General features: G+C 68.9%; 19 protein-coding genes and 4 pseudogenes. 10 read left to right on the top strand and 13 right to left on the bottom strand.

The features are described from left to right. Positions 1 to 8: 8 nt before the first annotated feature. Together ACZ561_RS39510 and ACZ561_RS39505 are read right to left on the bottom strand one after the other, a co-directional pair. Positions 9 to 359, bottom strand: coding sequence for a hypothetical protein (locus tag ACZ561_RS39510; RefSeq protein WP_471004894.1), 351 nt, complete (start codon positions 357 to 359; stop codon positions 9 to 11). Between the two features lie 462 nt (positions 360 to 821). Continuing rightward, positions 822 to 968 (bottom strand): hypothetical protein, encoded by a 147-nt coding sequence (locus tag ACZ561_RS39505; RefSeq protein ID WP_471004892.1) that lies wholly within the window; start codon positions 966 to 968, stop codon positions 822 to 824. 253 nt (positions 969 to 1,221) lie between these two features. On the opposite strand from ACZ561_RS39505, the gene ACZ561_RS39500 reads away from it, so the two are divergent. Next, positions 1,222 to 1,890 carry a hypothetical protein gene (locus ACZ561_RS39500; RefSeq protein WP_471004890.1) on the top strand — a complete coding sequence of 223 codons (669 nt, stop codon included), beginning with the start codon at positions 1,222 to 1,224 and terminating at the stop codon, positions 1,888 to 1,890. Between the two features lie 20 nt (positions 1,891 to 1,910). Here the strand turns inward: ACZ561_RS39500 and istB are convergent, their stop codons facing one another. The 3 genes from istB to ACZ561_RS39485 all read right to left on the bottom strand — a co-directional run bounded on the left by istB (position 1,911) and on the right by ACZ561_RS39485 (position 5,755). Beyond that, positions 1,911 to 2,705, bottom strand: a complete 795-nt coding sequence (istB, locus tag ACZ561_RS39495) for an IS21-like element helper ATPase IstB (protein ID WP_471004888.1) — start codon at positions 2,703 to 2,705, stop codon at positions 1,911 to 1,913. A 12-nt stretch (positions 2,706 to 2,717) separates the two neighbouring features. Continuing rightward, a complete protein-coding gene (gene istA / locus ACZ561_RS39490) occupies positions 2,718 to 4,337 on the bottom strand; it encodes an IS21 family transposase (RefSeq protein WP_471004918.1) in 1,620 nt (539 codons plus the stop codon). A 938-nt stretch (positions 4,338 to 5,275) separates the two neighbouring features. Continuing rightward, on the bottom strand, positions 5,276 to 5,755 hold the full coding sequence (locus tag ACZ561_RS39485; RefSeq protein WP_471004886.1) for an ATP-binding protein: 480 nt from the start codon (positions 5,753 to 5,755) through the stop codon (positions 5,276 to 5,278). 47 nt (positions 5,756 to 5,802) lie between these two features. Between ACZ561_RS39485 and lexA the strand changes: the two are divergent. Further along, positions 5,803 to 6,137, top strand: a pseudogene (gene lexA, locus ACZ561_RS39480) (transcriptional repressor LexA); the annotation flags it as partial. Positions 6,138 to 6,213: 76 nt separating this feature from the next. Here the strand turns inward: lexA and ACZ561_RS39475 are convergent. From ACZ561_RS39475 to ACZ561_RS39465, 3 genes are all read right to left on the bottom strand, one after another. Continuing rightward, entirely contained in the window at positions 6,214 to 6,795 is a 582-nt protein-coding gene (locus ACZ561_RS39475; protein ID WP_471004884.1) for a DUF5710 domain-containing protein, read from the bottom strand. 596 nt (positions 6,796 to 7,391) lie between these two features. Next, positions 7,392 to 8,054: a response regulator gene (locus ACZ561_RS39470; RefSeq protein WP_210578132.1), complete on the bottom strand. Its 663-nt coding sequence runs from the start codon at positions 8,052 to 8,054 to the stop codon at positions 7,392 to 7,394. Continuing rightward, a complete protein-coding gene (locus ACZ561_RS39465) occupies positions 8,029 to 9,201 on the bottom strand; it encodes a sensor histidine kinase (RefSeq protein WP_471004882.1) in 1,173 nt (390 codons plus the stop codon). The genes ACZ561_RS39470 and ACZ561_RS39465 overlap by 26 nt, the downstream gene beginning before the upstream one ends. Before the next feature lie 175 nt (positions 9,202 to 9,376). Here ACZ561_RS39465 and ACZ561_RS39460 point away from each other — a divergent pair, with 175 nt between their 5' ends. Further along, positions 9,377 to 11,647, top strand: a complete 2,271-nt coding sequence (locus ACZ561_RS39460) for an MMPL family transporter (protein WP_471004880.1) — start codon at positions 9,377 to 9,379, stop codon at positions 11,645 to 11,647. A gap of 66 nt (positions 11,648 to 11,713) precedes the next feature. Here the strand turns inward: ACZ561_RS39460 and ACZ561_RS39455 are convergent. Both ACZ561_RS39455 and ACZ561_RS39450 read right to left on the bottom strand, forming a co-directional pair. Further along, positions 11,714 to 12,716: pseudogene (locus ACZ561_RS39455) on the bottom strand (IS5 family transposase). 133 nt (positions 12,717 to 12,849) lie between these two features. Continuing rightward, positions 12,850 to 13,415 (bottom strand): annotated as a pseudogene (locus tag ACZ561_RS39450) (transposase family protein); the annotation flags it as partial. 1,433 nt (positions 13,416 to 14,848) lie between these two features. On the opposite strand from ACZ561_RS39450, the gene ACZ561_RS39445 reads away from it, so the two are divergent. From ACZ561_RS39445 to ACZ561_RS39430, 4 genes and pseudogenes are all read left to right on the top strand, one after another. After that, on the top strand, positions 14,849 to 16,438 hold the full coding sequence (locus tag ACZ561_RS39445; protein ID WP_471004878.1) for a hypothetical protein: 1,590 nt from the start codon (positions 14,849 to 14,851) through the stop codon (positions 16,436 to 16,438). Positions 16,439 to 16,888: 450 nt separating this feature from the next. Further along, a pseudogene (locus tag ACZ561_RS39440) lies at positions 16,889 to 17,080 on the top strand (hypothetical protein); the annotation flags it as partial. 304 nt (positions 17,081 to 17,384) lie between these two features. Further along, on the top strand, positions 17,385 to 17,972 hold the full coding sequence (locus tag ACZ561_RS39435; protein WP_471004876.1) for a TetR/AcrR family transcriptional regulator: 588 nt from the start codon (positions 17,385 to 17,387) through the stop codon (positions 17,970 to 17,972). Further along, the gene (locus ACZ561_RS39430) at positions 17,969 to 18,349 is read left to right on the top strand and encodes a hypothetical protein (RefSeq protein ID WP_471004874.1); all 381 of its coding nucleotides are present in this window, start codon (positions 17,969 to 17,971) and stop codon (positions 18,347 to 18,349) included. The genes ACZ561_RS39435 and ACZ561_RS39430 overlap by 4 nt, the downstream gene beginning before the upstream one ends. Before the next feature lie 425 nt (positions 18,350 to 18,774). On the opposite strand, the gene ACZ561_RS39425 is transcribed toward ACZ561_RS39430, so the two are convergent. Together ACZ561_RS39425 and ACZ561_RS39420 are read right to left on the bottom strand one after the other, a co-directional pair. Further along, a complete protein-coding gene (locus ACZ561_RS39425) occupies positions 18,775 to 19,665 on the bottom strand; it encodes an SH3 domain-containing protein (RefSeq protein ID WP_471004872.1) in 891 nt (296 codons plus the stop codon). Positions 19,666 to 20,175: 510 nt separating this feature from the next. Beyond that, a complete protein-coding gene (locus ACZ561_RS39420; protein ID WP_471004870.1) occupies positions 20,176 to 20,709 on the bottom strand; it encodes a P-loop NTPase family protein in 534 nt (177 codons plus the stop codon). Positions 20,710 to 20,892: 183 nt separating this feature from the next. Here ACZ561_RS39420 and ACZ561_RS39415 point away from each other — a divergent pair, with 183 nt between their 5' ends. Together ACZ561_RS39415 and ACZ561_RS39410 are read left to right on the top strand one after the other, a co-directional pair. Then, positions 20,893 to 21,804: a DUF1206 domain-containing protein gene (locus ACZ561_RS39415; protein WP_471004868.1), complete on the top strand. Its 912-nt coding sequence runs from the start codon at positions 20,893 to 20,895 to the stop codon at positions 21,802 to 21,804. Next, positions 21,782 to 22,009: a DUF4115 domain-containing protein gene (locus ACZ561_RS39410; protein WP_471004866.1), complete on the top strand. Its 228-nt coding sequence runs from the start codon at positions 21,782 to 21,784 to the stop codon at positions 22,007 to 22,009. Before ACZ561_RS39415 ends, ACZ561_RS39410 begins: the two co-directional genes overlap by 23 nt. A 795-nt stretch (positions 22,010 to 22,804) precedes the next feature. On the opposite strand, the gene ACZ561_RS39405 is transcribed toward ACZ561_RS39410, so the two are convergent. Further along, positions 22,805 to 23,308 (bottom strand): hypothetical protein, encoded by a 504-nt coding sequence (locus ACZ561_RS39405; protein WP_471004864.1) that lies wholly within the window; start codon positions 23,306 to 23,308, stop codon positions 22,805 to 22,807. Between the two features lie 55 nt (positions 23,309 to 23,363). On the opposite strand from ACZ561_RS39405, the gene ACZ561_RS39400 reads away from it, so the two are divergent. Further along, positions 23,364 to 23,945, top strand: a complete 582-nt coding sequence (locus ACZ561_RS39400) for a DnaJ-like cysteine-rich domain-containing protein (RefSeq protein WP_471004862.1) — start codon at positions 23,364 to 23,366, stop codon at positions 23,943 to 23,945. Positions 23,946 to 24,225: the final 280 nt, after the last annotated feature.

The raw sequence follows: 24,225 nt of genomic DNA, 5'->3' as shown, positions 1-24,225 counted from the left end.
GGATCAGCTCAGCCTGACGGCTGAGTGCCGGCGGCCTCGGCGGTGGCCAGCATCGTGAGGCACACTGGCGGTCGCCACATGAACGCGTCGCTGATCTCTCGGCTGAAGGCTGCCGTTTGCCACCGGTCGGTGATGTCGCGCCAGGACGCGACGTGGGCCCAGCGGTCGGCGCCAGCATTCTCCCGGTCGTACCTCAGCTCGAACTCGTAGACCCGGCCACAGTTCGACAGGAGGACGCCAGTCTCGGTGCAGGGCCCGTCTGGGAAGAGGTAGACGAGAATCGAGTCAGCAGGAACGAGATCACGCTCGGCCATCAGTTCTCTGAGGCGTACCCACAGGCCGCCTCGGTGCTTGCGCATCAGCTGAGTGTCGTTCACGTAGCCGCGCGAGCGAGGGTAGGGATCAGGAGTCAACAGTGCGAGGACGGACTGTTCCGCAGCGATGGACAAGGCGGCCTGCCGTTCCGACGCGGCCTGCCGGGCAGGCGACTTCTGCTTCTGGTACCGACGGCCGCGACGAGGCATCTCCCGGCGGAGTCGGATGGGGGCCCTACGCGGCATGGGCCTTTCGGGTGGTCATACCCAAAGCTTGCCACACTGACGATCTTCACAGCAGACACGCCCCACCAGGATCGCCGGCACGAGCCCGATCCGCTGGCTGCCGTAGTCATCACGGAAGCGCGGTCACAGCCCTGAAAAGGACCAGTGTCGCTCTTCGCCTCAGTTCGTTGCTGCTTGAACGGTGTGAGGAGGGTGGGGAGCGAAGAGCATGGGTGGGCCCCGCCGACCGTCAGGTCGGCGGGGCCCCGGTGATCGTGGACCTCAGCTGGTGGTCAATTGATCAGCCCGCACTTCGAACTCGATGTGTCCGTCGAGGGATTCGAGTCCCCAGGGAGCGACGGAGATCTTGACCGTGTCCGCAGTGTCCGCGCTGTTGCCGGTGGTCAGGATGTCGCAGAGAACGCCCACCTCGACGGGATAGCTGGAGTCGGGGTGGAGGTCCTCGCCGCTGAAGACAGGCCACTTGTCAACGAAGGTCCATTGCTGGTGGTGGGCGTCCGTGAAGCGGATGGCTGCGTAGGTAAGACCTGAGAGCGTTTGTTGACGAGCTTGGAGAACGGTTGCCGGCGGGCGGGCTGGGGAATGTCGCCGAGAACCGAGAGCACCGTGGCGTTTCGGGGGCGCTTGGGGTGGTGTCAGTGGCTTCCGCTTGTATTGCTCTGTGACCGTCTATGAAGTGATCGCGCAGCTGCCTGCCCCCGAGATCGTCCGTGCCCGCTCGCAGGCAATGGCCATGTTGGATGCCGTCCTGAGCCCGGAGTGGGAATTCCGGTACTACTCGTATGACAGGCAGTGGGCGCCGTCTGAGGAGTTGGCCTCGATGAAGGACGGAAGCGGCAATGACTACGTCATCGTCTTCTCCGAGCCCGGGGTCTATGCCCAGGCGACCTCCCACGAGTCACCGATCAACGCCTACCGGGTGTCGCCCCCGGCGCCGTGGCCAGGTCTGTTCGACTCGCTGCCGCAGACCTTGCGATCCTTTGCCCACGAGGTCGCCTTCCTCGATCCCAACGGTGTTCAGCGGGCCACCGTGTGCTTGTGGCGCGAGGTCACGGACTCCGAGTGGAAGTGCGGCGACGTTCAGGTGCCGAGCGAGCACGAGGAAGACGCGGACGGGGCTGAGTGGCTGTTCGGTCTCCTGTTGGAAGGTAGCGCCGAGGCCTATCTGGAGTTCGCCGAGGACTACTACGAGGTGGCACCGGCCTTGGATGCAGTCCAGCACATCTATGACCTGAAGCCGCTGACGCAGGAAGTCGTCTCGGCTCTGAACCCCGCGGTTCGGCTTGAGGACCTTGCCGACGACATCACCCAGATCGGCTATCCGGGGTAGCTATGGCTGTCGCGCGCCGGTCAGCCGGCTGCTTGCTGTTCGGCGCGGGCGCGGGTGGTGGCGAGACGGTAGGAGTCGGTGCCGGTCTCGATGATGTTGCCGCCGAAGGTGAGCCGGTCGACGATGGCCGCGCAGAGGCGCGGGTCGGTGAACGTCTTGGTCCACCCAGAGAAGGACTCGTTCGAGGCAATCGCCACGCTGTTCTTTTCCTCCCGCTCGGTCAGAACCTGGAAGAGGAGTTCGGCGCCGCGGCGGTCGAGTTCCATGTAGCCGAGCTCGTCGATGCACAAAAGATCGACGCGGCCGTAGCGGGCGATGGTCTTGGTCAGCTGCTTCTCGTCGGCGGCCTCGACGAGTTCGTTGACCAGCTTCGTCGCCAGCACGTACTTGACCCGATAGCCGGCCATCGCGGCTTCGGTCCCGAGGGCGATCAGCAGGTGGGACTTGCCGGTGCCGGAGTCGCCGATGAGGCAGAGCGGCAGGCTCTTCTTGATCCACTCGCACTTGGCGAGGGTGTGGATCATGGCCGCGTCGATGTTGGGGTTGGCGTCGAAGTCGAACTTCCGCAGGGACTTGTCGCGGGGGAATCCGGCGGCCTTGATGCGCCGTTCGGAGCGTCGCCGGGCCCGGTCGTCGCACTCGGCGAGGAGGAGTTCGGCGAGGAAGCCGAGGTAGGACATCTGCTCGCGCTCGGCTGTCGCGGCGACCTCGGGGAACTGGGACCGGATGGTGGGCAGCCGGAGCATCCTGCATGCCTGGTCGACCGCGGCAGTGGCGGCTTGCTCGGTGAGTCCTCGCTGGCGGGGGAAGGTCACAATCGTTCTCCTTCAGGTGGTGGGGCGATCCGGCCGACGCAGTCGCAGCAGTTGGTCGTAGTGGGCGACCGAGGGAAGCGGCCGCTTGTCGGGTGGCAGGTGAGCCAGGCGGCGTGAGGCCAGGGAGGTCACATTGGACCGGTCGGCCGTGGGCGGCACAGGCTCCTCATGGGCGTGGCCGTCCTCCTCCGCTGCCTTGCGGGCTTCGAGTGCGACGGCGTCCGCGGTCAGCGCGCCCGTCCTCAGGGCCGCCGCGAGGCCGGTGACCAGGTGTTCGTGGGGCAGATGGCGGCCGAGTAGAAGGACTTCGATCAGTGCGCGGGTGCCGTCGCGTTCTCCGTGGGCCTTGACGGCCGCCGCCCACCAGGCGTCATGGACCGGGGTGAATCTGCCCGCGGAGCGGGCCTGATCGAGTGCGGTCGCTCCCGGCAGGGCGCCGGGCTTGCGCACGAGTGCCTCCAGGTAGTGGTCCAGGTCGAGGCGGCATCCGCCCTTGGCGATCAGCCGTTCGTGCCGGGCGACTTCCTCGCGGCCGTCATGGACGACCAGCTCGGAGGCGTGCAGCATCGCGCGGACGGTCCTGCCGATCAGCCGCACCGGCACTGAGTAGCGGTTGGTGCGGACGCTGATCTGGCTGTAGCGGTCGACCCGCAAGGTGAAGAGCCGGCCCGTCTCGAACGGCTCGTCCGGCAATGGGCCCAGCAGTGGCCGCTCGGCTGTGAAGTACTCGCCGATCGTGCGGGGCCGCGACCGGATCCGCCGGGCATCGTCCGCTTCGTCCCACCGCTCGATCATCTCGTTGAGCTCGGCGAGCGTGTCGACCTCCGGAACGGGGACGAGGTGGTTTCGGCGGAACCAGCCGATCTGGCCCTCGACGCCGCCTTTCTCGTGGGCGCCGCGGATTCCTGGCTGGCAGTAAAGAGCCTCCAGGCCGTAGTGCGAGCGGAACGCTGTCCACCGCTCGGCCTCCACCCGCTGCCGGGAGAAGCCCAGCACCTGGGCGACCGCGGCCCTGAGGTTGTCGTAGCGGACCTTCGAGGTCGGCACCCCGCCAAGCACGGTGAGAGCGTGGACGTGGCCCTCGAAGAACGCCTCCTGCCCGGCCGACGCGAAGATCCGGTGCACTGCCTTGCCCGAGTAGGACAAGCGGAACGCGAACAGGTAGCAGGTCACCAGCTCGCCGGCCAACCTCACCGTCACGTCCCCGAAGTCGACCTCCGCCTCGGCTCCGGGCTTGTGGGTCTGCGGGACGAACGCCTCCACCAACCCCCGGCCGGCCTGAACCCGGATCTCCTCACGGCGCGTAGCAACGTAGCCGCGGACCATCTGGTACGATATTTCGTCCGCCCCGTGCTCGTCCAGCAGCCGCTCGAAAATCCGCTTCACCGTGTGCCGCTGCTTGCGCGGCGCGTCCAGGTCCGCCCGCAGCATCTGGTCGATCAACGGCTTGAACGGATCCAGCCGGGTCGCCCTCGGCGGAAGCGGCTTCCTCGGCTCTGGCCAGGCCGACGACAGCGCCTTCTGCACCGTCAAGAACCCGACGCCGTACTTCCGCTGAAGAGCGCGGTTCGACAGCCCGTGGCGCGAATCACGGCGGATCGCCGCGTACAGATCGACCTTGGACTTCGGCAGCACCCCGGCCCCCTCGTCGTGCAGAGCACAACCATGGTCCCGAAGCAAGCATCCACGTGCTCTCAAATCTCAGCGACATCACTCTCCCGTGGAAGAGGGCGCTCTCGCAGCTGAGCTACAGGCGCTCTCGTAACTCGCTGACAAAGCCAAGCGGACTTTCACCAGGCCGGGCTGGGGTTCGTCATCGACCCATCGGACCGCTTCGCAACGCAGGAAGACCATGGGCAGACTCTGCCATCACGGCCTGCGGGTCGGCAGCCAGATTTTCCAGGCTGCCGATCAGTTAATGGTGTTCTCAGGGAGCCCTGCGGAGTGGGACGACATCGGGAAGGCCGGTGGGAACTGACGGCCGGGCGGCTTCCGGTGTCGCCAGGAGAGCGACGATGGTGACAGGCTGCTGGCAGTGGGGACAGTTGCGGGTCGCAGTCGGTTCCAATGGGTCTCGCTCCGGGACCTGCCGATACGTGGGTCGTGCCGCCGGTTTGGGTGTTGGCGGCAGCTCGAGAAGCGCGGGCGATGCCGAGCGAGGGGTCTCCCCGAGTCGACGTACCCGGTCCTGGTCTCGCGCCCGGTCACGGAAGCATTCAGCGTCTTTGCGGCAGGTCAGGGAACAGTAGACCTGCCGGACGGTCTTGGGTGAGTCGAAGGTGTCGTCGCAGACCGGGCAGGTCCGGCTCTCCATCGCGTTCTCGTCGCTGCGGGCTGCGTCCCGGCACTCTGGCGAACAGAAGATCCGCCTGGGGCTCATGTCTGTTGTGAAGTCGTTCTTGCAGTGCGGGCACGTCCGCTGGACCGGAGTGCGTCGGCGGTTCTGGTCACGGCATGTCGGTGAACAGAACACTCGGCGGCTCATGCGGTCGGCGACCGTGAAGACGGTCTCGCATTGCGGGCAGCGACGGGCCATCTCGGTTGGAGCCTCGGTGGTCTCGGAGGTGCTGTCAGGAGACACGGGCGTTCACCCCGGCTCGGAGGGTTTCGGCCTGGTTCCGGTGGCCGCGCAGTCGGTAGGAGGGGCCGTCGATGCCGGCGACCGCGGCCCGGTGCAGGAGCCGGTCGAGCATCGCGGCGGCGACGGTGGCGTCACCGAAGGCCCCTGCCCAGTCAGCGATGCCGACGTTGGTAGTCAGAATCGTGGAGGACTTGAGATACCTCTGGTTGATCACCTGGAACAGGGCGGAAGCGCCGTCCTCGGGCAGTGGGAGGTAGCCCGGTTCGTCGATGACCAGCAGCTTCGGGCCGGCGAAGAAGTTCATGCAGGACTTCCACCGGCCTTCGAAAGCAGCCTTGTGACACCGAGCCGAGAGCTCGGCCGCGGTGGTGAAGTAGACGCGGTGGCCGGCCTCGACCGCAGCCCGGCCGAGCGCGACGGACAACATGGTCTTGCCGACTCCGGGCGGCCCGTCGCCCCAGAACCTCACGACGGGCACCTCGGCCTGGGCGGCGATCAGCGCGGAGTTCGCCGCGTGGCACCCCGATCCTCGCCGAGCAAACCGTCGAAGACGTCCTCACCTGCCGAAGCGGCTCGTCGGCGAAGGCCGCCTGCTCGCGCTGAAGGTGGTCGGCGACAGCATGATCGACGCAGCGCTCTGCGACGGCGACATCGTCCCCGTGAGGCAGGCCGACTCCGCCGACCACGGCGACATCGTCGCTGCCATGCTCGACGGCGAAGCCACAGTGAAGCGGCTCCGCCGCCAGTACGGCCGAGTCTGGCTCATGCCCCACAACCCCGCCTACGAGCCGATCCCCGGCGACGAGGCCATCATCCTCGGCAAGCTCGTCGCCGCACTGCGCTCACTCTGACAGTCTCCGCCAAGCCCGCCAACGGCCCTTCTCGGACCGCCACGGGCAGGGGCCAGGCGCGCGCCTGGCCGACCGCTCAGCCATCCCAGACCACTTCGCGGTTGCCTTGGCGCGAAATGAGACGCCCGCCCGCATTCCTCAGGACGGTCACGCCGAGCTTCCACTCCCACTGGCTGCGCTCTTCCCAAAGACGCCGAGCCTCCGTCATGTGGGCGTCCAGGTCGCGCTCGGACCAGCCGTTGACGAACATGGCGTGCGTACGGGCGCGTGCCAGGTAGAACGGCCCCAGCGTGCTGGTGCGGCCCATGTGCGTCACTTCGTCGCAGGCAAGGCGCTGGCAGATCAGCCGGGTCAGACGCTGTACCCGAGTCCCGCCGTCGTTGAGGTACGTGTACCTCTCGTGCGCGTGAAGGCGGGGAGCGTACCCCTTCTCCTTCAGGTCTTCGCGAGTGTTCCCACGTACCTCGCAGGCGTTTCCGGCGCGTTCGTAAACCATGCTGCAGATGCGCTGCCACTCGTTCTGGGTGGCAAGGGCTGCGCGGCCAGCACTTCCCCAGCAGGTCGAGAGGATCAAGTCCACGTACAGTGCGCTGCCGCCCAGGAACCTGTCTTCTCCGTCGATGACGTGGGGAACTGGGGACCTGTTGATCCTCGGCATTCCGCGAGTGTAGGGGCGCAGCTACGCACCGTGGTCAGTTTGGAAGGAACGCCTCAAGCGTGCGATCACGGCCAGGGTCTGCATAGCCTGAGGCCAGACCCCAGGGGGGCACCTGGAGGAACGATGCCCGGTCGTCCGATCTGGTCCGGCGCCATCTCATTCGGGCTGTAGGTCGATCCACGGATCGAGCCCCTTCGGGCCCCGCTTCCACGATCGGCGTGTCCACCGGCCGGCCGGACTCGGGCAGAGGGAGCAACGCCCGGCCGGCCGCGCAGGACTGAGCCAGCGGCGAGCGCCTGCAGCTCGTCGGCCCCGGCCTCCCAGGTGATGTTGTCGGCGACCCTCCTAGGCCGCGCATCGAGTCGTGATCATCGGGTGGTCCTGGTGAGGTCTTTGATCCAGATCATCGAGGCGTGCAGGTGGAGACTGGCGAGGTAGCTGTCGGGAGTCTTGTCGTATCGGGTGTCTCACCGTCCCGGTTCCGGGCCTCCTGGTACGTCACGCTCTGGGGCGGGTGAGGCACGTGGAGCCGACGTGAGCCGACCGGTGCACTGATGTCCGGGCGGGGACTCATGGGACATGGCCCGGCACCCGGCTCAGGTTCCGGGGAGGATACGGCGCGTTTCGTAGGCCCACATCGCGATCTCGACCCGGTTGCGGGCGCCGAGTTTGGCCATCAGGCTGGCCAGATGCGTCTTCACCGTGCTGAGGCTGATGTGCAGTGCATCGGCGATCTCGGTGTTGGTCAGCCCGCGAGCGACGGCGAGGAGCACCTGCTCCTCGCGGGCGGTGACGGGAGAGACCGGCTGGGCCACGGGCCGGCCGGCAGGCAGGTCCGCGAATGCCTGGAGCAGACGGACGGTGACGCTGGGCGCAATGAGCGCCTCACCGCCGGACGCCGACCGTACGGCCTGCGCCAGAAGGTCCGGTCCCGTGTCCTTGAGGAGGAATCCGCGGGCGCCGGCACGCAGCGCGCCGTAGACGTACTCGTCGAGGTCGAACGTGGTGATGACGACCACGGCCAGCGGGTCGGCGACGCCCGGGCCGGCGACCAGCCGGGTGGCCTCGAGCCCGTCGAGTACGGGCATGCGGATGTCGAACAGACAGACGTCGGGGCGCAGTTCGCGGGCCAGACGTACCGCTTCCTGTCCGTCGGCGGCCTCGCCGACCACCTCGATGCCGGGCTGGGCGTTCAGCATGATCCGCAACCCGGTGCGGATGATCGTCTGGTCGTCAGCGACGAGGACGCGAATGGACACCGCTCTCGCTCCTCGCACTCGGCAGTTCGGCTTCGACATGCCAGCCCCGGTCAGTACCCGGGCCGGCTCGTAGTGTGCCGCCGAGCAGGGTCGCGCGCTCGCGCAGTCCGGTAAGTCCGTATCCGTCGCGACCCCGGCCGGTGCGCCGGCCGTTGTCGCGCACGCTCACCCGTACCGTGTGCCGTTCCTCGGCGACCCGAACGACGAGCTCGGTCGCGTCGACCGCATGGCGCAGCGCGTTGGTCACCGACTCCTGCACGATCCGGTAGACGGCCGCGTCCACGGCCGGGGCCAGCGCGTCCAGTTCGCCGTCGAGCCCCAGATCGACCCTGAGGCGACCACCCGGGGTGCGCACCAGACGCTCCAGATCCGCGACTCCGGCAGGAGGCGCCAGCTCGGCGCCGACCCCGCGGTCGCGCAGCGCAGCGACCATGGCGCGCATTTCCTCCAGCGTGCGCGCCCCTTCCTCCTCGACGCCCTCCAGCGCCTCGACGGCGGCGGACGGGTCGGTGCCCGCGAGCACCCGGCCCGCCTGGGCGATGATCACCATGGCCGACACGTGGTGGGCCACCGTGTCGTGCAGCTCCCGGGCGAGCTGCTCGCGCTCGCGGGAGCGCACCTGGTCCAACTGCCGCTCGCGAGCGGTCACCCGGAACCGCACGGCAACCCCGACCACGCCGGGCAGCAGCAGGAAGACCACGCCCACGATCTTCTCGACGACCGGGGTCTCGTCCACGGCGACACACAGCGCGCCGGTCGCGACGGTCACCGCCTCGCCCAGCACGATCTCGCGTCCCGATCCCCACCGGGGCAGCGCGTACACCAGCACGAGCACGATCGCGCCGGTGTACAGGCCGACGGACTCGCGCTGTCCGGCGACGAGCGAGGCCACCTGAAGCAGGGCCACCGAGCCGAAGGCCAGCGTCACCATCGCCAGCGGACGGGTCCGGCGCCACAGGGGCAGCAGGCACAGCCATACGGCGAACACCACCGCCACCGGCCGCCACACGACGTTCTCGCGCAGGGTGGCCTCCAGCGCCACACCGGCAAGGCCCGCGGCGAGCAGCGCCCAGTCCCGCCGCACCCGGGCGGGCGCGTGGGGCGGCCGGGGTTCGGTCCACAGGGTTCGCAGGTCGTCTCGGAGCACGGTTCTCAGCCTAGGGGCCGAGGCGTGCCGCGCATCGGCCGAAAGGACGGGTCGTCACTCCGCCCAGGGGCCGACGGAGCCGCGGCCCGCGGGCCGATGCCGCGGAGCGCCGTGGCGAGGAGCCTCGGCATCGTCGGCCGTACAAGGACGGCCGACGAGGTGGTTGGAGGACCCGATGCTCTCGAATGCCCTGTTGCGCCTGGGCGCAAGCGCCGCTCGCCATCCCTGGCGGGTGATCGCGGCGTGGCTGCTCGTCGCCACGCTCACCGTCCTCGCCGCCGTCGCCTTCGGCGGGCGTACCGCGGACTCGCTGACCGCTCCGGGACTTGACTCCGGACGGGCCGCGGAACTGATCGAGCGGGCAGGCACCGGCCAGGAGGGGATGACCGCCCAAGTGGTCGTCACCCCCCGCGAGGATGGTGCGACGTTCTTCGACGACGACAGCGCGCGCACCGCTCTCACGCGGCTGCAGGCAGAGGTGAAGCGGCTGCCGCACGTGCTCGGCACGAGCGACCCGGCGGGGGCGCTCGACGCAGGCAGGGACACTGCCGTGCGCGGCGGACTTGTCTCGGCCGACGGACGGATCGCGGTCGTCCGGGTGCAGTATCCCGGCCAGAGCCGACTGTCGCCCGAGGACCTCGAAGCCCTCGTCGATCTCGGCGACCGGCTGCGCGCCGAGCTGCCCCTGCGGATCGAGATGGGCGGGAGCCTCTTCTACGCCTTCTCCGACCCCGACGGCGGCGTAAGCGAGTTGATCGGAATCCTTGCCGCCGCGGCGATCCTGTTCCTGGCGTTCGGTTCGCTCGTCGCCGCCGCGCTCCCGATCGGCATGGCGGTCTTCGGGCTGACCGTCGGCGTCGCCACGATGACGGTACTGGCGGGAGTGACGGAAGTCCCCACCTTCGCACCGGTCCTGGGCAGCATGGTCGGGCTCGGAGTGGGCATCGACTACGCGCTGTTCGTGCTCGCCAGACACCGGGAGTACCTCGCGCGCGGGCTCGATCCGCACGAGGCGGCCGGACGGGCGGTGGCCACGGCGGGGCGGCCCGTGGTCTTCGCCGGCGGCACCGTCGTCGTATCGATCCTCGGCATGGCGGTCGCGAACGTGCCGTTCATGACGGTGGGCGGGTTCGCCGTCTCGATCGTCGTTCTGATCATGGTGGTCGCGTCGGTGACCCTGCTGCCGGCCTTCCTCGGCGCGGCGGGCCCGCGCCTGGCCCGGGCCGGCCGGATCGGCCGGGCTCTGCAGACCAGGAGGCTGGGCCGACTCGCACGGCGGCGGGAGACGGCGGCAGGCGTCGCCCCCGCCGCCGGGTGGCGGCGTTGGATCGGCCACGTCAGCCGGCACCCGGTTCCGTACGCGGTCGGCGCGGCGGGGCTGCTGCTGACTGCGACGCTGCCTGTGCTCGGCCTGCGCGTCGGCCTGCCCGACGACGGCTCACTGCCGCAGAGCCGTACTGAACGGCGCGCCTACGACCTCGTCGCCGAGGGGTTCGGCCCGGGCACCAACGGTCCCATCGTCATCGTCGCGGATCCCTCCGGCGATCGGGGAGTGGTGGACCGTCTCGTCACCACGGTCGCGGCGGATCCGGGTATCGCATCCGTCGCGCCGACGCACATTGATCGGGCCACCGGCATCGCGACCCTCGTGGTGTTCCCGACCACCAGCCCTCAGGACAAGGCCACGGCCGACACCATCGCCCGGCTGCGCACCGACGTGCTGCCCACCGCGATCGGGCACGGCCCGGCCAGGGCCCACGTGGGCGGCGCCGCCGCGAGCCTGTCCGATGTGGGCCGACGCACCAGCCAGCGCCTGCCGGTGTTCGTCGCCGCCGTGCTGGCGATGTCGTTCCTGCTGCTGATGCTGGTCTTCCGCTCGATCCTCGTACCGCTCAAGGCGGTACTGCTGAATCTGCTGAGCATCGGCGCGGCCTACGGCATCATGGTCGCGGTCTTCCAGTGGGGTTGGGGAGGCGCACTCATCGGGCTGGAAGCGACGGTTCCGATCGTGTCGTTCATCCCGATGTTCCTCTTCGCGATCCTGTTCGGCCTCTCGATGGACTACGAGGTGTTCCTCCTCTCCCGCGTACGCGAGGAGTACCTGCGCACCGGCGACAACGGCACGGCGATCGTCGAGGGCGTCTCGCGCACCGCCCGGATCATCACCTCGGCCGCCCTCATCATGGTGGCGGTCTTCCTGTCCTTCGCCGTCGCCGAGGACCCCTCCACCAAAATGTTCGGGCTCGGCCTGGCCACGGCGATCTTCATCGACGCCACGGTCGTACGCATGGTGCTGGTACCGGCGACCATGACACTCCTCGGCCGGACCAACTGGTGGCTGCCGAAGTGGCTAGACCGGATGCTTCCCCGCGGCCCGGTCGGCACCGACGACACCGACGCGGAATCCACGGGTGAGGCCCCGCGTCCACGGCTGGTTGACCGTTGACTCAACTCTGCCCGCCCAAGGCGTCCGGCACCTCAGCGCGTCACCTAGGGACATATCGAGTGGTGATCATCGGGTGGTCCTGGTGAGGTCCTTCATCCAGGTCATCGAGGCGCGCAGGTGGAGACCGGCGAGGTAGCTGTCGGGAGTCTTGTTGTATCGGGTGGCGATGCCTCGCCATGCTTTGAGCTTGTTGATCAGGCGTTCGACGGTGTTCCGCTCCTTGTAGAGATCGGCGTCGTGGCTGACGGTCGGCCACCTCTGGAGCCCTTCTTCTTCCGGTTGGCGGCCTGGTCCTTTTTCGCCGGGATGACCGCCTTGATACGGTGTTTGCGCAGGTGGGCGCGGTTTCCGCGGGACAAGTACGCCTTGTCCCCGGCGACCGCGTCCGGCCGGATGCGGGGTCGGCCGACGGGCCCGCGAACCCGTACCTTCTTCAGGACGGGGATGAACTGCGGGCTGTCCGCTGCCTGGCCTGTGGTCAGGATGAACGCCGGCGGGCGGCACTTGCGGTCGGCGGCGAGGTGGACCTTGCTGGTCTGCCCGCCTCTGGAACGTCCGAGGAGGGCGGCCTTCAGCCGGAGTTTTCGCCGACGCCGGATGCGTCGTCGTTCTTCCAGCACGGGATCACTTTCGGTCTCTTGCCCGTTCTGCTCTTCGAGGCCGCCCCCTTTGACCTGGCCTTCTCCTCCTCGGCCGCGGGTTTCTCCAGGGCGGTGACGACGTCCTCGTCGAGGTGCATCCCGGCCGCGCCGTGGTGGGCTCGGGCGGTGGTGGAGTCGATGCTGACCAGGGACTGGTCCACCTCACCCCGCTTCGCGGCTTCCGTGATCAGGCCCTCCAGCAGGGCCTCGAAGACGCCGGCGTCACGCCACTGCCGGAAGCGGTTGTGGACGGTCGACCAGGCGCCGAACTCCGTCGGCATCTCCCGCCACTGCCCGCCCGTCTTGAACCGCCAGATCACGCCCTCGAACTGCTGCCGCAGTCGCTCGGGGTACGGGCCGTACTCGCCGATCGGCAGGTACGGCTCAATGAACTCCCAAGCCGGTTCGGTCAGTTGCACTCGCGTCACATAAGACCGTCTATCGGACCGGACCGTGCCACGAAGGCACATCCCGCAAATTGATCACGACTCGATACACGCCCTAAAGCGTGTTGCAGAAGGTCCGCTTCGGGCAGGCCTGAATGGTGTTTGACCTGCTGGCTCACCGTGTCATGGCGAGGTTGTGTATGGCGGCGACGGCCTGGACGGCGTGGTGAAGTCCGTCGCCTCGCTGTCGGCAGTCGCGAAGGATCTTCCAGTTCTTCATCCGGGCGAAGGTGTGCTCGACGCGGGCGCGGCCCGTCGGTGTTCGGCGTTGTCCTCTTCCTGTCCGCGCAGGAGGGGGCGGCCGGCTCTCTTCCGGTGCGGGACGATCAGGCCGGTGCCGAGGTAGGCGCCGTCCGCGATCACTGTCGTTCCCCCCGCCTTGGCGGGCAGGTCCGCCTCGCGCCAGACAAGTGCGTCTGCCTTGCTGCCCGGTGCCGGCCGGGCCGCCGCGATGACCAGGCGGGTGTTCGCGTCGATGATGACCTGCACGTTCGCCGAGAACCGGTAGTTGCGGGACGAAGCGCCGACCTTCCGGTCGCGGACCGGGATCAGGGTGCCGTTCGCGATCCACAACCGGTCGGTGTCCGCCACCGGCCGCGGAGCCGGCTCCAATGCCAGCAGCGAACGGAGCCGTTGTATGACTCGGCAGACCGTGGCGGGCGAGACGCCGAACAGCGGCGCGGGTGGGGAGGACGCCGTCAGGGGGGCCTGGACCGGGCTGGCACGGCGAAGACATCGGACGGTGGCTCGCCAACCAACGGCGGGCCTGGGACCGGCGGAACGAGGAGCAGCAGCGCCGGCTCGGCGAACTCGGCGTAGAGCCCCAGAAGGCTCAACCGGCCCGTAAGACGGCGGCGAAGACGACCACGTCCACCAGACCGCCCCCGCCAGCGGCACGGCGGCCTTCCAGAAAGGCCTCCAAGCCCTCCAGCAGCACGTGGCGCGGGAAGGCGGAATGCCGGGGCGGGCCGTCGTCGAATAGCTCCCCGACGGCACCCAACACCAGGTTGGGATCTGGTACGCCAACCAGAAAGCCCGCCGCGACAAAGTCGACCAGACACAGCTCGCAGCCCTCGCCGCACTCGGCATCGACTGGGCGCAGTGAGGTGATTACGGGGCGGCTGACTGCGTGGAGGCGGTGCTGCCCTGCTCAGCGCAACGAGGCCGGCGTACATCTCCTCCGAGGCGCCGTCACAGCAGCAGGCGGCGCACTCTTCCTCTACGCCAGTACCTGGCTCCCGCTCCGCTGAGCAGGCCTCCTACGCGCAGTTGAAAGCAACTCGCCAGAGGACTACCGCATCTTTGGTACCTAGCGGCGGGGGATCGAGATTCCGGCTGCCCTCCACCGTGAAGCATGCGAGACCCGATGCAAAGGGCTGATCGACAGGCGGAGGTCATGGTGGTACGGGCGGCGTTGGAGCAGCTGCTGTTCACACAGCCGGTGCCGGGCACCACTGAGGAGCAGTTGCGTGCTGCTGGCCGGCGGTCGGACGGGCTGCAGGTGAGGTTCGGGGGGCCGTCTGCCGGAAGCAGACGTGCCCCAACGCCCGGCCCAGGATCAGGTGGGCGGGGATCGAAGCAGGTGGTGGCGCAGGAGTTGGGGGTGTCGTTGCGGACGGTTCAGCGGTGGACGGCGCGGAGGGTGTCGGGGCGGGGCATGAATGGGTCAGGGCTGGTCGGGAGTGTCAGCGCCGCCGGCAGGGATTCATCCGTGCCGCAGGCCGCGGCGAGCGACGCCCGGTCTGTACCGTCCAGCAGTGCCTGAAAGGGAGGGAGCACGGCGGGGTGAGGCTGCTCGGTCTGTTTGCGGCTGTGGCTCGCAGGCCGAGGCTATGCCGTCGAGCAGCCAGAGTTGTGCTCGGGTGTCACCTCGGTCAACAGCAGTACGGCCTGGACTCCCCCGGTCGCGACTTTGACCCCACCCGCCGGGTCCCCGGCCGCCCCGTGGCAGTGTTCGAGAACACGCGCACGTCGCACTGCTCGGCACGGGCCGCTGACCGTCGGGACAGTCCGTCGGCCCGTCCTCGTACGCGGATGAGTCGAGCGACTCGAGAGGGCGCATGAACGCGCGGGCCGGACCTGGCAGACTGTGCGCCGCCTGAGGGGAGATCGTCGTGCCGGAAGAGCTGACCGTCCGCCGCATACTGGGGGACCAACCGTTCGCCGAGATCGGTCGGCCGGAGTGGGCGGTGACCGCCACGCGTCATGGCTGTGTCATCGCGGCCGGCGACCTCGGCCACGTCTCGTGGCGCGGCAGGGGTCGCTGGCTCGGCCACCGGATCGGTGTGTACGAAGCCGACGACCTCCGGCCGCGCCACGTCGTCGCCTCCCGCTACTCGGTATGTGCCATCGAGCCTCACCCGGAGCTGCCGGTGGTCGCCGTGGGCACCGGTCGCTACGACGGTTCGTGGGACTTCGAGGGACAGCTGCTTTTGCTGCACCTCGAGACCGGGCTCGTGACGGACCTGCTGAGCAAGGGCCGCCAAGTGCGGCACCTGCGCTGGCTGGAGGACGGCAGGCTCGCGATGCTGCTCTCCCCCGAGGACAAGGATGGCGGTTTCCGCACAGGCTTCGAGCTGGCCGTGGCGGCGGACGACTGGCTGTCCGCTCCGGCCGGTCTGGTCGACCCCGACCACGTTCGCCATCCGATGGTCGAAAGCGGGCTCCTCTACGACCCCCATGTGGAGGACGTCCTAGCCCGGTTGACGGAGGGCCGGTGGCGGCGGCGGGCGGAAGTACGGGACCTCACGGTGCTGGCCGACGGCAGGGTGCTGGCTACCGGCCGGCACACGGACCTCGAATGCTGGGATCCGGCCGGCGCGCTGAGCTGGGCTCTACCAGCCGGCGGGGAGGGAAGCGTCCAGGTCGAGGCGACCCCTGACGACGAGTCGGCGTGGGTGACGTACCGGGGCTTTCGCCGCGACGACGCGACGGGGCGGCTGGTCGACCGGGCGACCACGGTTCGGCGCATATCGACGGCGGACGGCGGTGTGGTGGACAGCGTGGACATGCCATCGGCCCCCGCAGGGAGCGCCACGGGCGAGGGCTGGCTGGCCCTGCGCCCGCTGGGGCGCGACCCAGAGGCCGCGCTGCTGCTCGACCCCGCGCACCAGGAGGCGGCACGAGTCGGGCTTGCGCCCCGTCGCTCCAACTCCCCCGCGCTGCGCGTCAGGCACAGCACCCGTCTGCTGTACGTGGACGGTCCCGGCCCGGACGGCGACGCGCCGTGGATCCACGCGATCGAGCCGCCAGGCACCCACGGCCCCTCCACCGTGCGCGCCCTCTTCCCCCTGCACTGGGACCCAGCGTCCGCACTCCAGCCCTGGTGCGGCCCCGCCGTCGAGCTGGGAGACACCCTCGTCCAAGCAGGCCGGACGTACGAGCCGGGCGCCACCTACGCGGAAGCCCGCGAGGGCACGTACGTCGTGAACCGTCGGCTTCCGGACGGAGCGGCACGCTGGGTATACGAGACCGACCAGCCGCTCGCCGGTCTCGACGGCGACGAGCGCAACGTGTACGTCGTCTACCTCACCGGCGAGGTGGAGACGCTCGACACGGCGACGGGCGAGGTGCGGGACCGGCACACCCTGCGCGCGCACGGCCACCCGGTCACGCCGATGTCCGTCGCGTTCCGGGCGGACCAACGGCGACTGGTCGTGGGAACGGTGGACGGGAGGATCCTGGACTGCACGGTCCCGGGGTGACCGGGCCGGGACCCGCAGCCGCCCACCGCACTGGCCTCCGCGCGGGCTGCCAGGTCCACCGCCCGAGCGCGGCTGATCCCCTCCTGGGCCTGCTGCCCGTTGGCCGGACGCCGCGAGCGGGCGCGGCAGGCGTGGTCGTTGCGGTGCAGCGGGTCCGGCTTGGATTCTCCGCCGCTCAAGTCCGCCGTGAGAGCCCAGGCCTTGCTCTCACGGACCTTGGACAGGGTGCGGCGCCGTGCCGGTATCGCGACCTCGGCGAGGTACGCGCGGCCTGGGTGCCGGCCCGTCGGCGGTTGAAGACCTCGACCTTGCCGTCGAACTGCGGCAGATGGCGCAGCCGTACCCTCATGCCGACACGGCCGGCCATCCAGTCCACGATGTAGGCGCGGCGCCGCCACGCGACCTCGGGTGATCTTCCGGATACGGCCGTCGTCCTCCATCGCAAAGCACGCCAGCTGCTCCTTCTACAACGGCGGGAAGTACAAGCACCACGCCCCGTTCATTCAGCGCCGCAGCGACGGCGTCGTCATCCGGACCGCGGACTTCCTGCGCTCCTGCGGGTTCGACCCGGGCGAGGAGCTGTGGGCCAAGGATGGCGTCGACTGCTCCCCGTGCGACTCGAAGGTGCCCGACTGCCGCTGACGGCTGAAGGGCACCCGATACCACCCGCCGCCTTGACCGAACTCTCGTGAACCGTCACGAGATCCCGTTCAGTCGGAAGGCTGGGCGGGATCGGCATTGGTGGGTGTGTTCGGGTCCTGTCCGAACGTGGCGGGGTCCGGGGGCGGTTGTCGCTTATCCCGCCCACTCCGTCGTCGGCGGCCGGCAGGAGTTCTTCTGCCCGCTCGTCAGCCTTCCGGCGACCTGAAGAGGCGCCGCCGGCTCCGGTTCTGAGGGCAGGCCGACCTCTTGTTTACCTTACGGGTCGACCCGTAAGGTAAATGTCATGAGTTTCTCTCTGCCCTCCAGGGGGCGTCCCAGGGATCCCCGATCGCACGAGGCAATCATCGGCGCGACGTCAGAGCTGGTGGTCGAGGTCGGCTACGCCGCGACATCGATCGGGGCGGTGGCCGCGCGGGCCGGTGTCGGCAAGGACACGATCTACCGGCGGTGGCCGGGCAAGCCGGAGTTGGTCTTCGAGGCCGTCCTCACGACCACCGATGATGCTCCGCCCCCGGACACCGGAACGCTGGCCGGGGATCTGACCGTGCTGCTGCAGGGCCTGGTCGACGAGTTCCGCGCGCCTGCCGCCGCGGCGGCACTTCCGGGGCTGCTCGCTGACTTCGCCGCAGATCCGGAACTGAAGGCGCGCATTCGCGGCGACTTCCTGGCCCCGTCCAAGGAACGGCTGCTGATTGTCTTCGAACGCGCCGTGGTGCGCGGGGAGATCGCGGCCGAAACGCCTGTGGATCTGGTCCTGGACACGCTGGCAGGAGCTGTGTTCTTCCATGTGGGGCTGGTCGGAGAGCACCCTGACCAGCAGCTGGCCGCACTGCTGGCTACCGTCGTGGCCAAGGGAATCGAGATCCGATGAACGGCTGGTTTCTCGCGGCAGGCATCACCGCTGTCGGCGTGGCCGCAGTGCACATCGTAGGCGGGCGCCGCGATGTGGTGCGCCCGCTGCTGTCCTGTGGGCTCGCGGACGAACCCAAGCGTGTCCTGCACGCCGTGTGGCACATGGTGAGCGTCGACCTGGTGCTCTCCGGACTCGCTCTGCTTTACCTCTCCCTGACGGACGGTACGCCGGGGACCGGCTTGGTGGCGTGGTTCGTGGCCGCGCACTTCATCGCGTACGCGGCAGCCTTCCTGGTCGTCACGCTGTCCGTCGGCTGGCCCAGACCACTACTCCGCCTGCCACAGTGGATTCTGCTCCTGCCGGTCGCGGTACTGGCAGCGGCGGGCGCCGCGTAGCCCACCCCCGGAGAGCTTCCGTGGCCGCCGCTGTCCGCCACGGAGGCCGCGGCCTCGAACTCGTCGACCAGGCCATGGAACGCACCGGGAGCGGAGAGCGGCTACAGGGGCCGGAGGAACGAACCTGGTCGGACCCATGTGTGAACACCCTGACCTTCAAGTTCGCGGGACAGCGTCGTCGGGGAGGCCCGCGAGAAGGACCGCAGCGGCCTCTGCCGGACTGTCCGGCTCCTGCAGTCGGCCGTCGGCGAACCCCACCCGGTAACGGCCGTTCCCGATCGGCATGGCCCGCGGCAGGTCGTAGCAGACGGGCGGCGCGGCCCGGCGAGCGCTCGCCTGTCCCAAAACGTCTCGAGCTGCTGATGACGCCTTGGACTCACAGCCAACTACACGTGGTGGCGCCTATGCGTTGGGAAACCGTCGCCTCATACATCGAGCGCCGGAGTGTGCAGTACCCAGACGTGCAGGGCATCACGGGACTCGGACAGCGTCAGCCAGGCGCCGTTCCCCAGTGCCGTCGGCTGGCAGGAGACCGGCGACGGATAGGCGACCGGAACGAGCCCGCGCGTCCCCGTCGTATCGACCAGCCAGTGCCGGCTCCGCCCCCACTCCTCGTCGCTCTCGGCAGTCGAAACGATCAGGGTCGCCTCATCGGCGAAGCCGCCCGCCCAGTCCCAATAGACAGGCATCTCCTCATCATCGCCGCACGGAGCGTCAGGGTGCCGAGGAATCACTGACTCGGCGTCCCACTCCAGCCCCTCCACGACGGCGCCACGGGAGTCGCGAACGGCGAGCGAGTCCTGGTCGTGTGAGACGGTCATGAGCCGCTCCCCCGAGGGACTCACGCTCAGCAGGCAGAGGTCACCCTCGAGGTAGTCCACGTCCAATCTCCGCCCGTCCCACCGACCCCAGCGCAGAGGCGCCCCGTCCTGCCCTTCGCCGACGCTCAACCCCATCTGATGCGAATCGGTCGGGTGGGAAATGTGGAAACTGCCGGCCGCTGCGGCTTCGGCGTTGACCCGCGCGAGCACTCGACCGTTCTCGGCGTCGAGTACCAGCCACTCGTCGACCGTGTCCGGGTCCAGCTCGCCCTCGGGCAACGGACCGCGTACGTGAGCCCAGACGAGTCTGCCGTCCGCTGAGAAACCGACCGATCCACCATCCGGGTACCGATGGTCCTGGCGATCCGCGTACTCGTCATACGACTCGTGCATCTCGCGGCATGCGCCGTACCAGCACCCATGCCGCACCTCCCAGCGCGTCGCACCCGACGGCTCCACCGCCCGCACGGCATGGACCCCGGCGAAGACAGCCACGCTTGCGTCCGGCGCCACCTCCCACGTCCCCCGGCGCCGCGGCCAGGGCGCAGGGAATCGGACGCTCGCTTCGGGGCGTGCGGCGAAGGCGTCATCCAGAGCCTGGGCCACGATCTCCTCGTCGCTCCGCTGGACGAGCATCCTGCGCCCCGGCAGCCCGGCGATCTCTGGCGGACCGGCCTGCGACGAGGCCATGAGAGCGGGAACGGTGGCACAGAGCCGAGCACGAGCAGACATGCGAATCTCCCAGGTCAGGCAATCGCCGAGAACACTAGGGCACGCCTCGGACATCGGTCCGTGCGCCTATTAGCTCGCACCCCAGCAGCTCTCGGCCATGCACCCGGTGCATCCGACGAAGACCAGGACGAGCCGGAGAGCAAGGACGACACAGCGGACGTCGACCCCGGCAAGGGCTGACGTCACGACGTGAGCTGACCCTGCGTGTACTGCGGGTCGGCCCGCCGTACTGCGTCCCGGCCAGGTTCCATGGCTTGTCGCAACGGCGCCCGGTCAGCGGTCGAGTGCGGGCAGGTGGGCCAGGCCGGTGTCGAGCATGATGCGGTCGACAGTCTCGGGCAGGGCGCTACTGGCACCGACGATGGTCTCGAGCCCGTCGTGAAGTAGATCGCGCGGCCGGTACCAGTCGCGCAGTTGCGTCTCGTTGACGTCGTCGGCGATCGGCTTGGTGGCATGCCGGGCGAGAGTCTCGTCGAAGGAGACGTCCAGGTAGTAGGCGTGGGTCGGGCCGCGGTGGTCGGCGCGCAGCCGGGCCAGCATGTCACCGTAGTGGTCGGCGTAGAGGATGCCTTCGACCACGACGTGGTACCCGGCATCAAGGGCGTAGCGGGCTGTCAGGTCGATCAGGCCGATGTTCGAAGCGCCAGGCCGGTCCCGTTCGCGGAGCACGATACGGCGGAGGTTGTCCTGGCCGACCAGGGCCAGGCCGCGGCCGAACCTCTCACGAAGGCCGACCGCGACGGACGACTTCCCCGACGCGCTGTTCCTGCGCAGCACAACCAGCCGGGACTCTTCGGTTCCCACCATCACAAGCGGTCACGCTACCGACAGCCGACGACGAGAATCCCCGCGGCCGGTCACGATGTGACCGAAGAGTCCGCTTCGAGTTCGAACCCCTGATCCACAGCGGCGCCGGCATGGAGGGGCCGGGGGTTGGGCCGGTGGCGAGGGGGAACCCGATGTTCCTGACCTGAAGGGGAGTGACCGGACATGACCGCAGCGAGCTCGGCCACGGTGGCGAGAAGAGTGGCCCGTGGCGGCGCCATCCGTGGCGGGGCCCGTATGGGTTTCGTGGCGCGTGGGGTGCTGTATCTGCTCGTCGGGGCACTGGCCGTACGGATCGGTCTGACCGGCACGCGCGAGCAGGCCGACCGAGGTGGGGCCCTGGCCGAGGTTTCGGAGGCCCCGTTCGGCGCGGTGCTGCTGTGGGCGCTGGGGCTGGGTCTCGCCGGCATGGCTCTTTGGCGGCTGTCAGAGGCCGTATTCGGTGCCGCCGGTCCCAAGGGTGACGGCGCGGCCAAGCGGGCCGTGTCCGGGGCGCGTTGTGTGTTCTACGGCGTCACCTCCTTCCTCGTGTTCTCCTTCGCGGCGGACTCACGGGACAGCGGGGCGGGGTCGAGCGACCAGCAGAGTCAGGACGTCACCGGTCGGCTGCTGGGGCTGCCGGGCGGGCAGTGGTGGGTGGGCGCGGTGGCCGTCTGTTTCGCGGTGGCCGGTCTGTGTATGGCGGGAAGCGCGGTGATGCGGAGGTACCGCAAGCACCTGACGTGGGGGCGGATGCCCCGCAAGGCGCAGCGCTTCATGGACGTCACGGGCATGGTCGGTGGTGTCGGGCGAGGATGCGTCTTCGCTGCGGTGGGCTGGTTCGGGGCCAAGGCGGCGGTCGAGTTCGCCCCGGCCGAGGCCAAGGGCGTGGACGATGCGATCCGTTCGTTCGCCCAGACGCCTGCCGGTCCGTGGCTGCTCGTTGCTGTGGCCGTCGGGCTCGTCCTGTTCGGCGTCTTCTCGTTCGGCCAGGCGAAGTGGCGGAAGGTCTTCACAGTCCCCGCAGGCCCCTCCGACCACCATCGGCAGAAGCCCTGCGGACAGGGTCACCGTGGTGGTCAGCGCCAAGGTACGTAAAGCCAGGCTTTCGGCCAGAGCCTCCGACGGGCGCCTGCTCTTCGACGGCCTTCTCCAGGCGGGCCAGACCCGCACCTTCACAGATGGGGAGCAGATCGCTCTCGTCCTGGGGGACGCGGAGGCCTTCCGGCTCGTCGTCAACGGCAGACCGATCCAGCAAACATACGAACCCGGTCAGGTGGAACGTCTGACGTTCACCCCCTAACGACCTCGCGCAGGGTTAGCCGGCCCGGGAAGCGGCAGCACGCTGCGGAAGACGACGCAGCAGGGAAAGGCCGCGCTGCGGGTCTGCCGCCCCGGACAACAAGCCCAGGAGGGACGGAACGTCGCGGTGAAGCTCATGGGCCCGGGCGAGTACCGGGCTGGGGCAAGGCCGGCGAGCTAGCAACGATCGGGGCGGACGATGATGCCCCGGAGGTCCTGCGCACGATGACCCCTCACAAGGTGTGACGCACGCCCGTCCTGTCCTAGTCGGCCGTCGTCCGGTCGGGACGGCCGCGCAGACCGATGCTGCCCGCCACGCAGGTCGGTGATCTTCTTCAGGTGCTGTCGAGGGGCTGATCCCGATCCGCCTGGGCCGCTGTCGAGGGGCGATCTCGTAACCTTCGCGTGTGCTGGACAGCTTCTCTACGGCTGCCGAAGACGCAGGAGGCCGTTGCTGCTGTCGACGCTTGCTGTGGATCAGACGCCGGCTACGGCCGAGGCGTGCCGGCGTTTGCGGGTCGTCATCGCACCTGCTTCTTTGAGCGGCGGTCGCACCCTCCTGCCACAGCACAGATGCGGCTTGCTCTGTCCGGTTCCAGGCTCTGCTACGGGCGCTTCCATGAACGCACCTGCAGACTGGTTGGAACGTGTGGACTGCAATCGGTCCGATCGCCCCCTTCGTAGCTGGATCTGGGAAGGGGGCAGCTCGACGCCCGCGGGGCGCCCTGATGGGCAGGTATGGCCGAGGCTGCCACCGGCCGTCTCGCCGGACTTGCAGTGGTGAGGGACAGGTGTCTCACACGCCCAGTTCGTTGCACAGGGCGACGTAGGCCTGAAGGTAGTCCGGGTTGCTGCGGAAGTCGCCCAGGCCGATCGTGTCGAACTCGTCCACCACGGCGGATGCCTTCACGCCCAGTGCAGCCAGTGCCTGGTTGATCGATGTCCCCTCAGGTGTCAATCGCTCCGCGCCGTCGAACGCGGCCGCCCACTGGCTGCCGGTACCGGCGAAGTACTCGGTCTGGATGATGGCAAACCGAGGCTTGTGACTGCCGGTCACCTCACGGACAAGGTCGTGCAGCACTGCCTCACCCGGAAAGGTCGTGCTCTCGGAGACGATTCCGTCTGGCAGGTCAAGCTGCGCACGGTTCCCTCGCGTTGCAGCCCAATAGGCGGAGAAATAGTGATCGATCGGGAACACGCTGACGCCCCCGTGCGTGAGTGCGGCTCGCAGCCCCACCTCCCGGGCCCGCTTGGTGTCAACCTGTCCGGACACGACGAGCGCGCAGATGGTGTGGGGCATGGGGGCATGATATCCGGCAGAAGTGTGCAACGAACGTCCGAGAGAGGGTAGGGGCTTGAGCGAGGAAATCGAGGGCGCCGCTGAGGAGTTCGAGCGTTCGGTGAACTCGTTGCGGAGTGAATTGAGGGCCATCGCGGCCGCAGTCGCGCGGGGCGGGGATCCCGAGGTGGAGGAGCAGGTCCAGGACCGGCGCACCACGAGCGGGGCAATGGGCAGGCAGTTCACGATGGGTTTGACTCTGGCTGGCGTTCCCTATGTCGCTGCGACAGTCTCCGAAGCGCTGGTCGCGGCAGGCTGGTGCCCATTCGAGACCGGCAAGGGCCCCTTGGGGCTCTCGCTGAAGGCACAGCACGCTGGGTTCGAGGTGGGTGTCTTCAGCCGGCCGTTCGGCGATCTTGGTCTGTGGGGCAAGACGCCCACCGTATGGTTCAGCCATCGCTGGATACGTCCGCCGCGCGCGGCCGCGCCTCATACGTTGATGCCCGGCTACCGGCTGTGCCGTATGTGTGACGGTTGGGGCACATGCATCGTATGTGAGGGTCTGGGCTTCACGGATGGCAAGCAGTGTGTCGAGTGCGGTCTCGGAATGGACTGCTCGTACTGCAGGGGCACCGGCCAGCAACGCTTGGATGGCTGACCGGCCCGGACGCGCCCCGGCATGTCGGACGAGGCGGCGCGCACCGCGAAAGCCGCATTCCTGAACGGGGCGACAAAGCCCGGCAGAAGCCGGAGCTGGTTCCGCGCAGGCGGCTGCCGACACGGTGCGCGACCGCGCCCTGCTGCCGATGTGGTTCGTCACCGTTCTCCGCCCGGTCCCTGGCCACCTAGGACCTGTCCGGTCGATCACGGTCTGGGCTGCTCCCGGGATGTGAGTCGCCGGCCCCAGCGGTCGGTCTGCTGACCACGGCAGGTCCTAC

The sequence above is a fragment of the Streptomyces sp. NPDC039609 genome, from assembly GCF_055596705.1.
The sequence above is the reverse complement of the archived record's forward strand: the minus strand, read 5'-3'. Positions and strand labels throughout refer to the sequence as shown.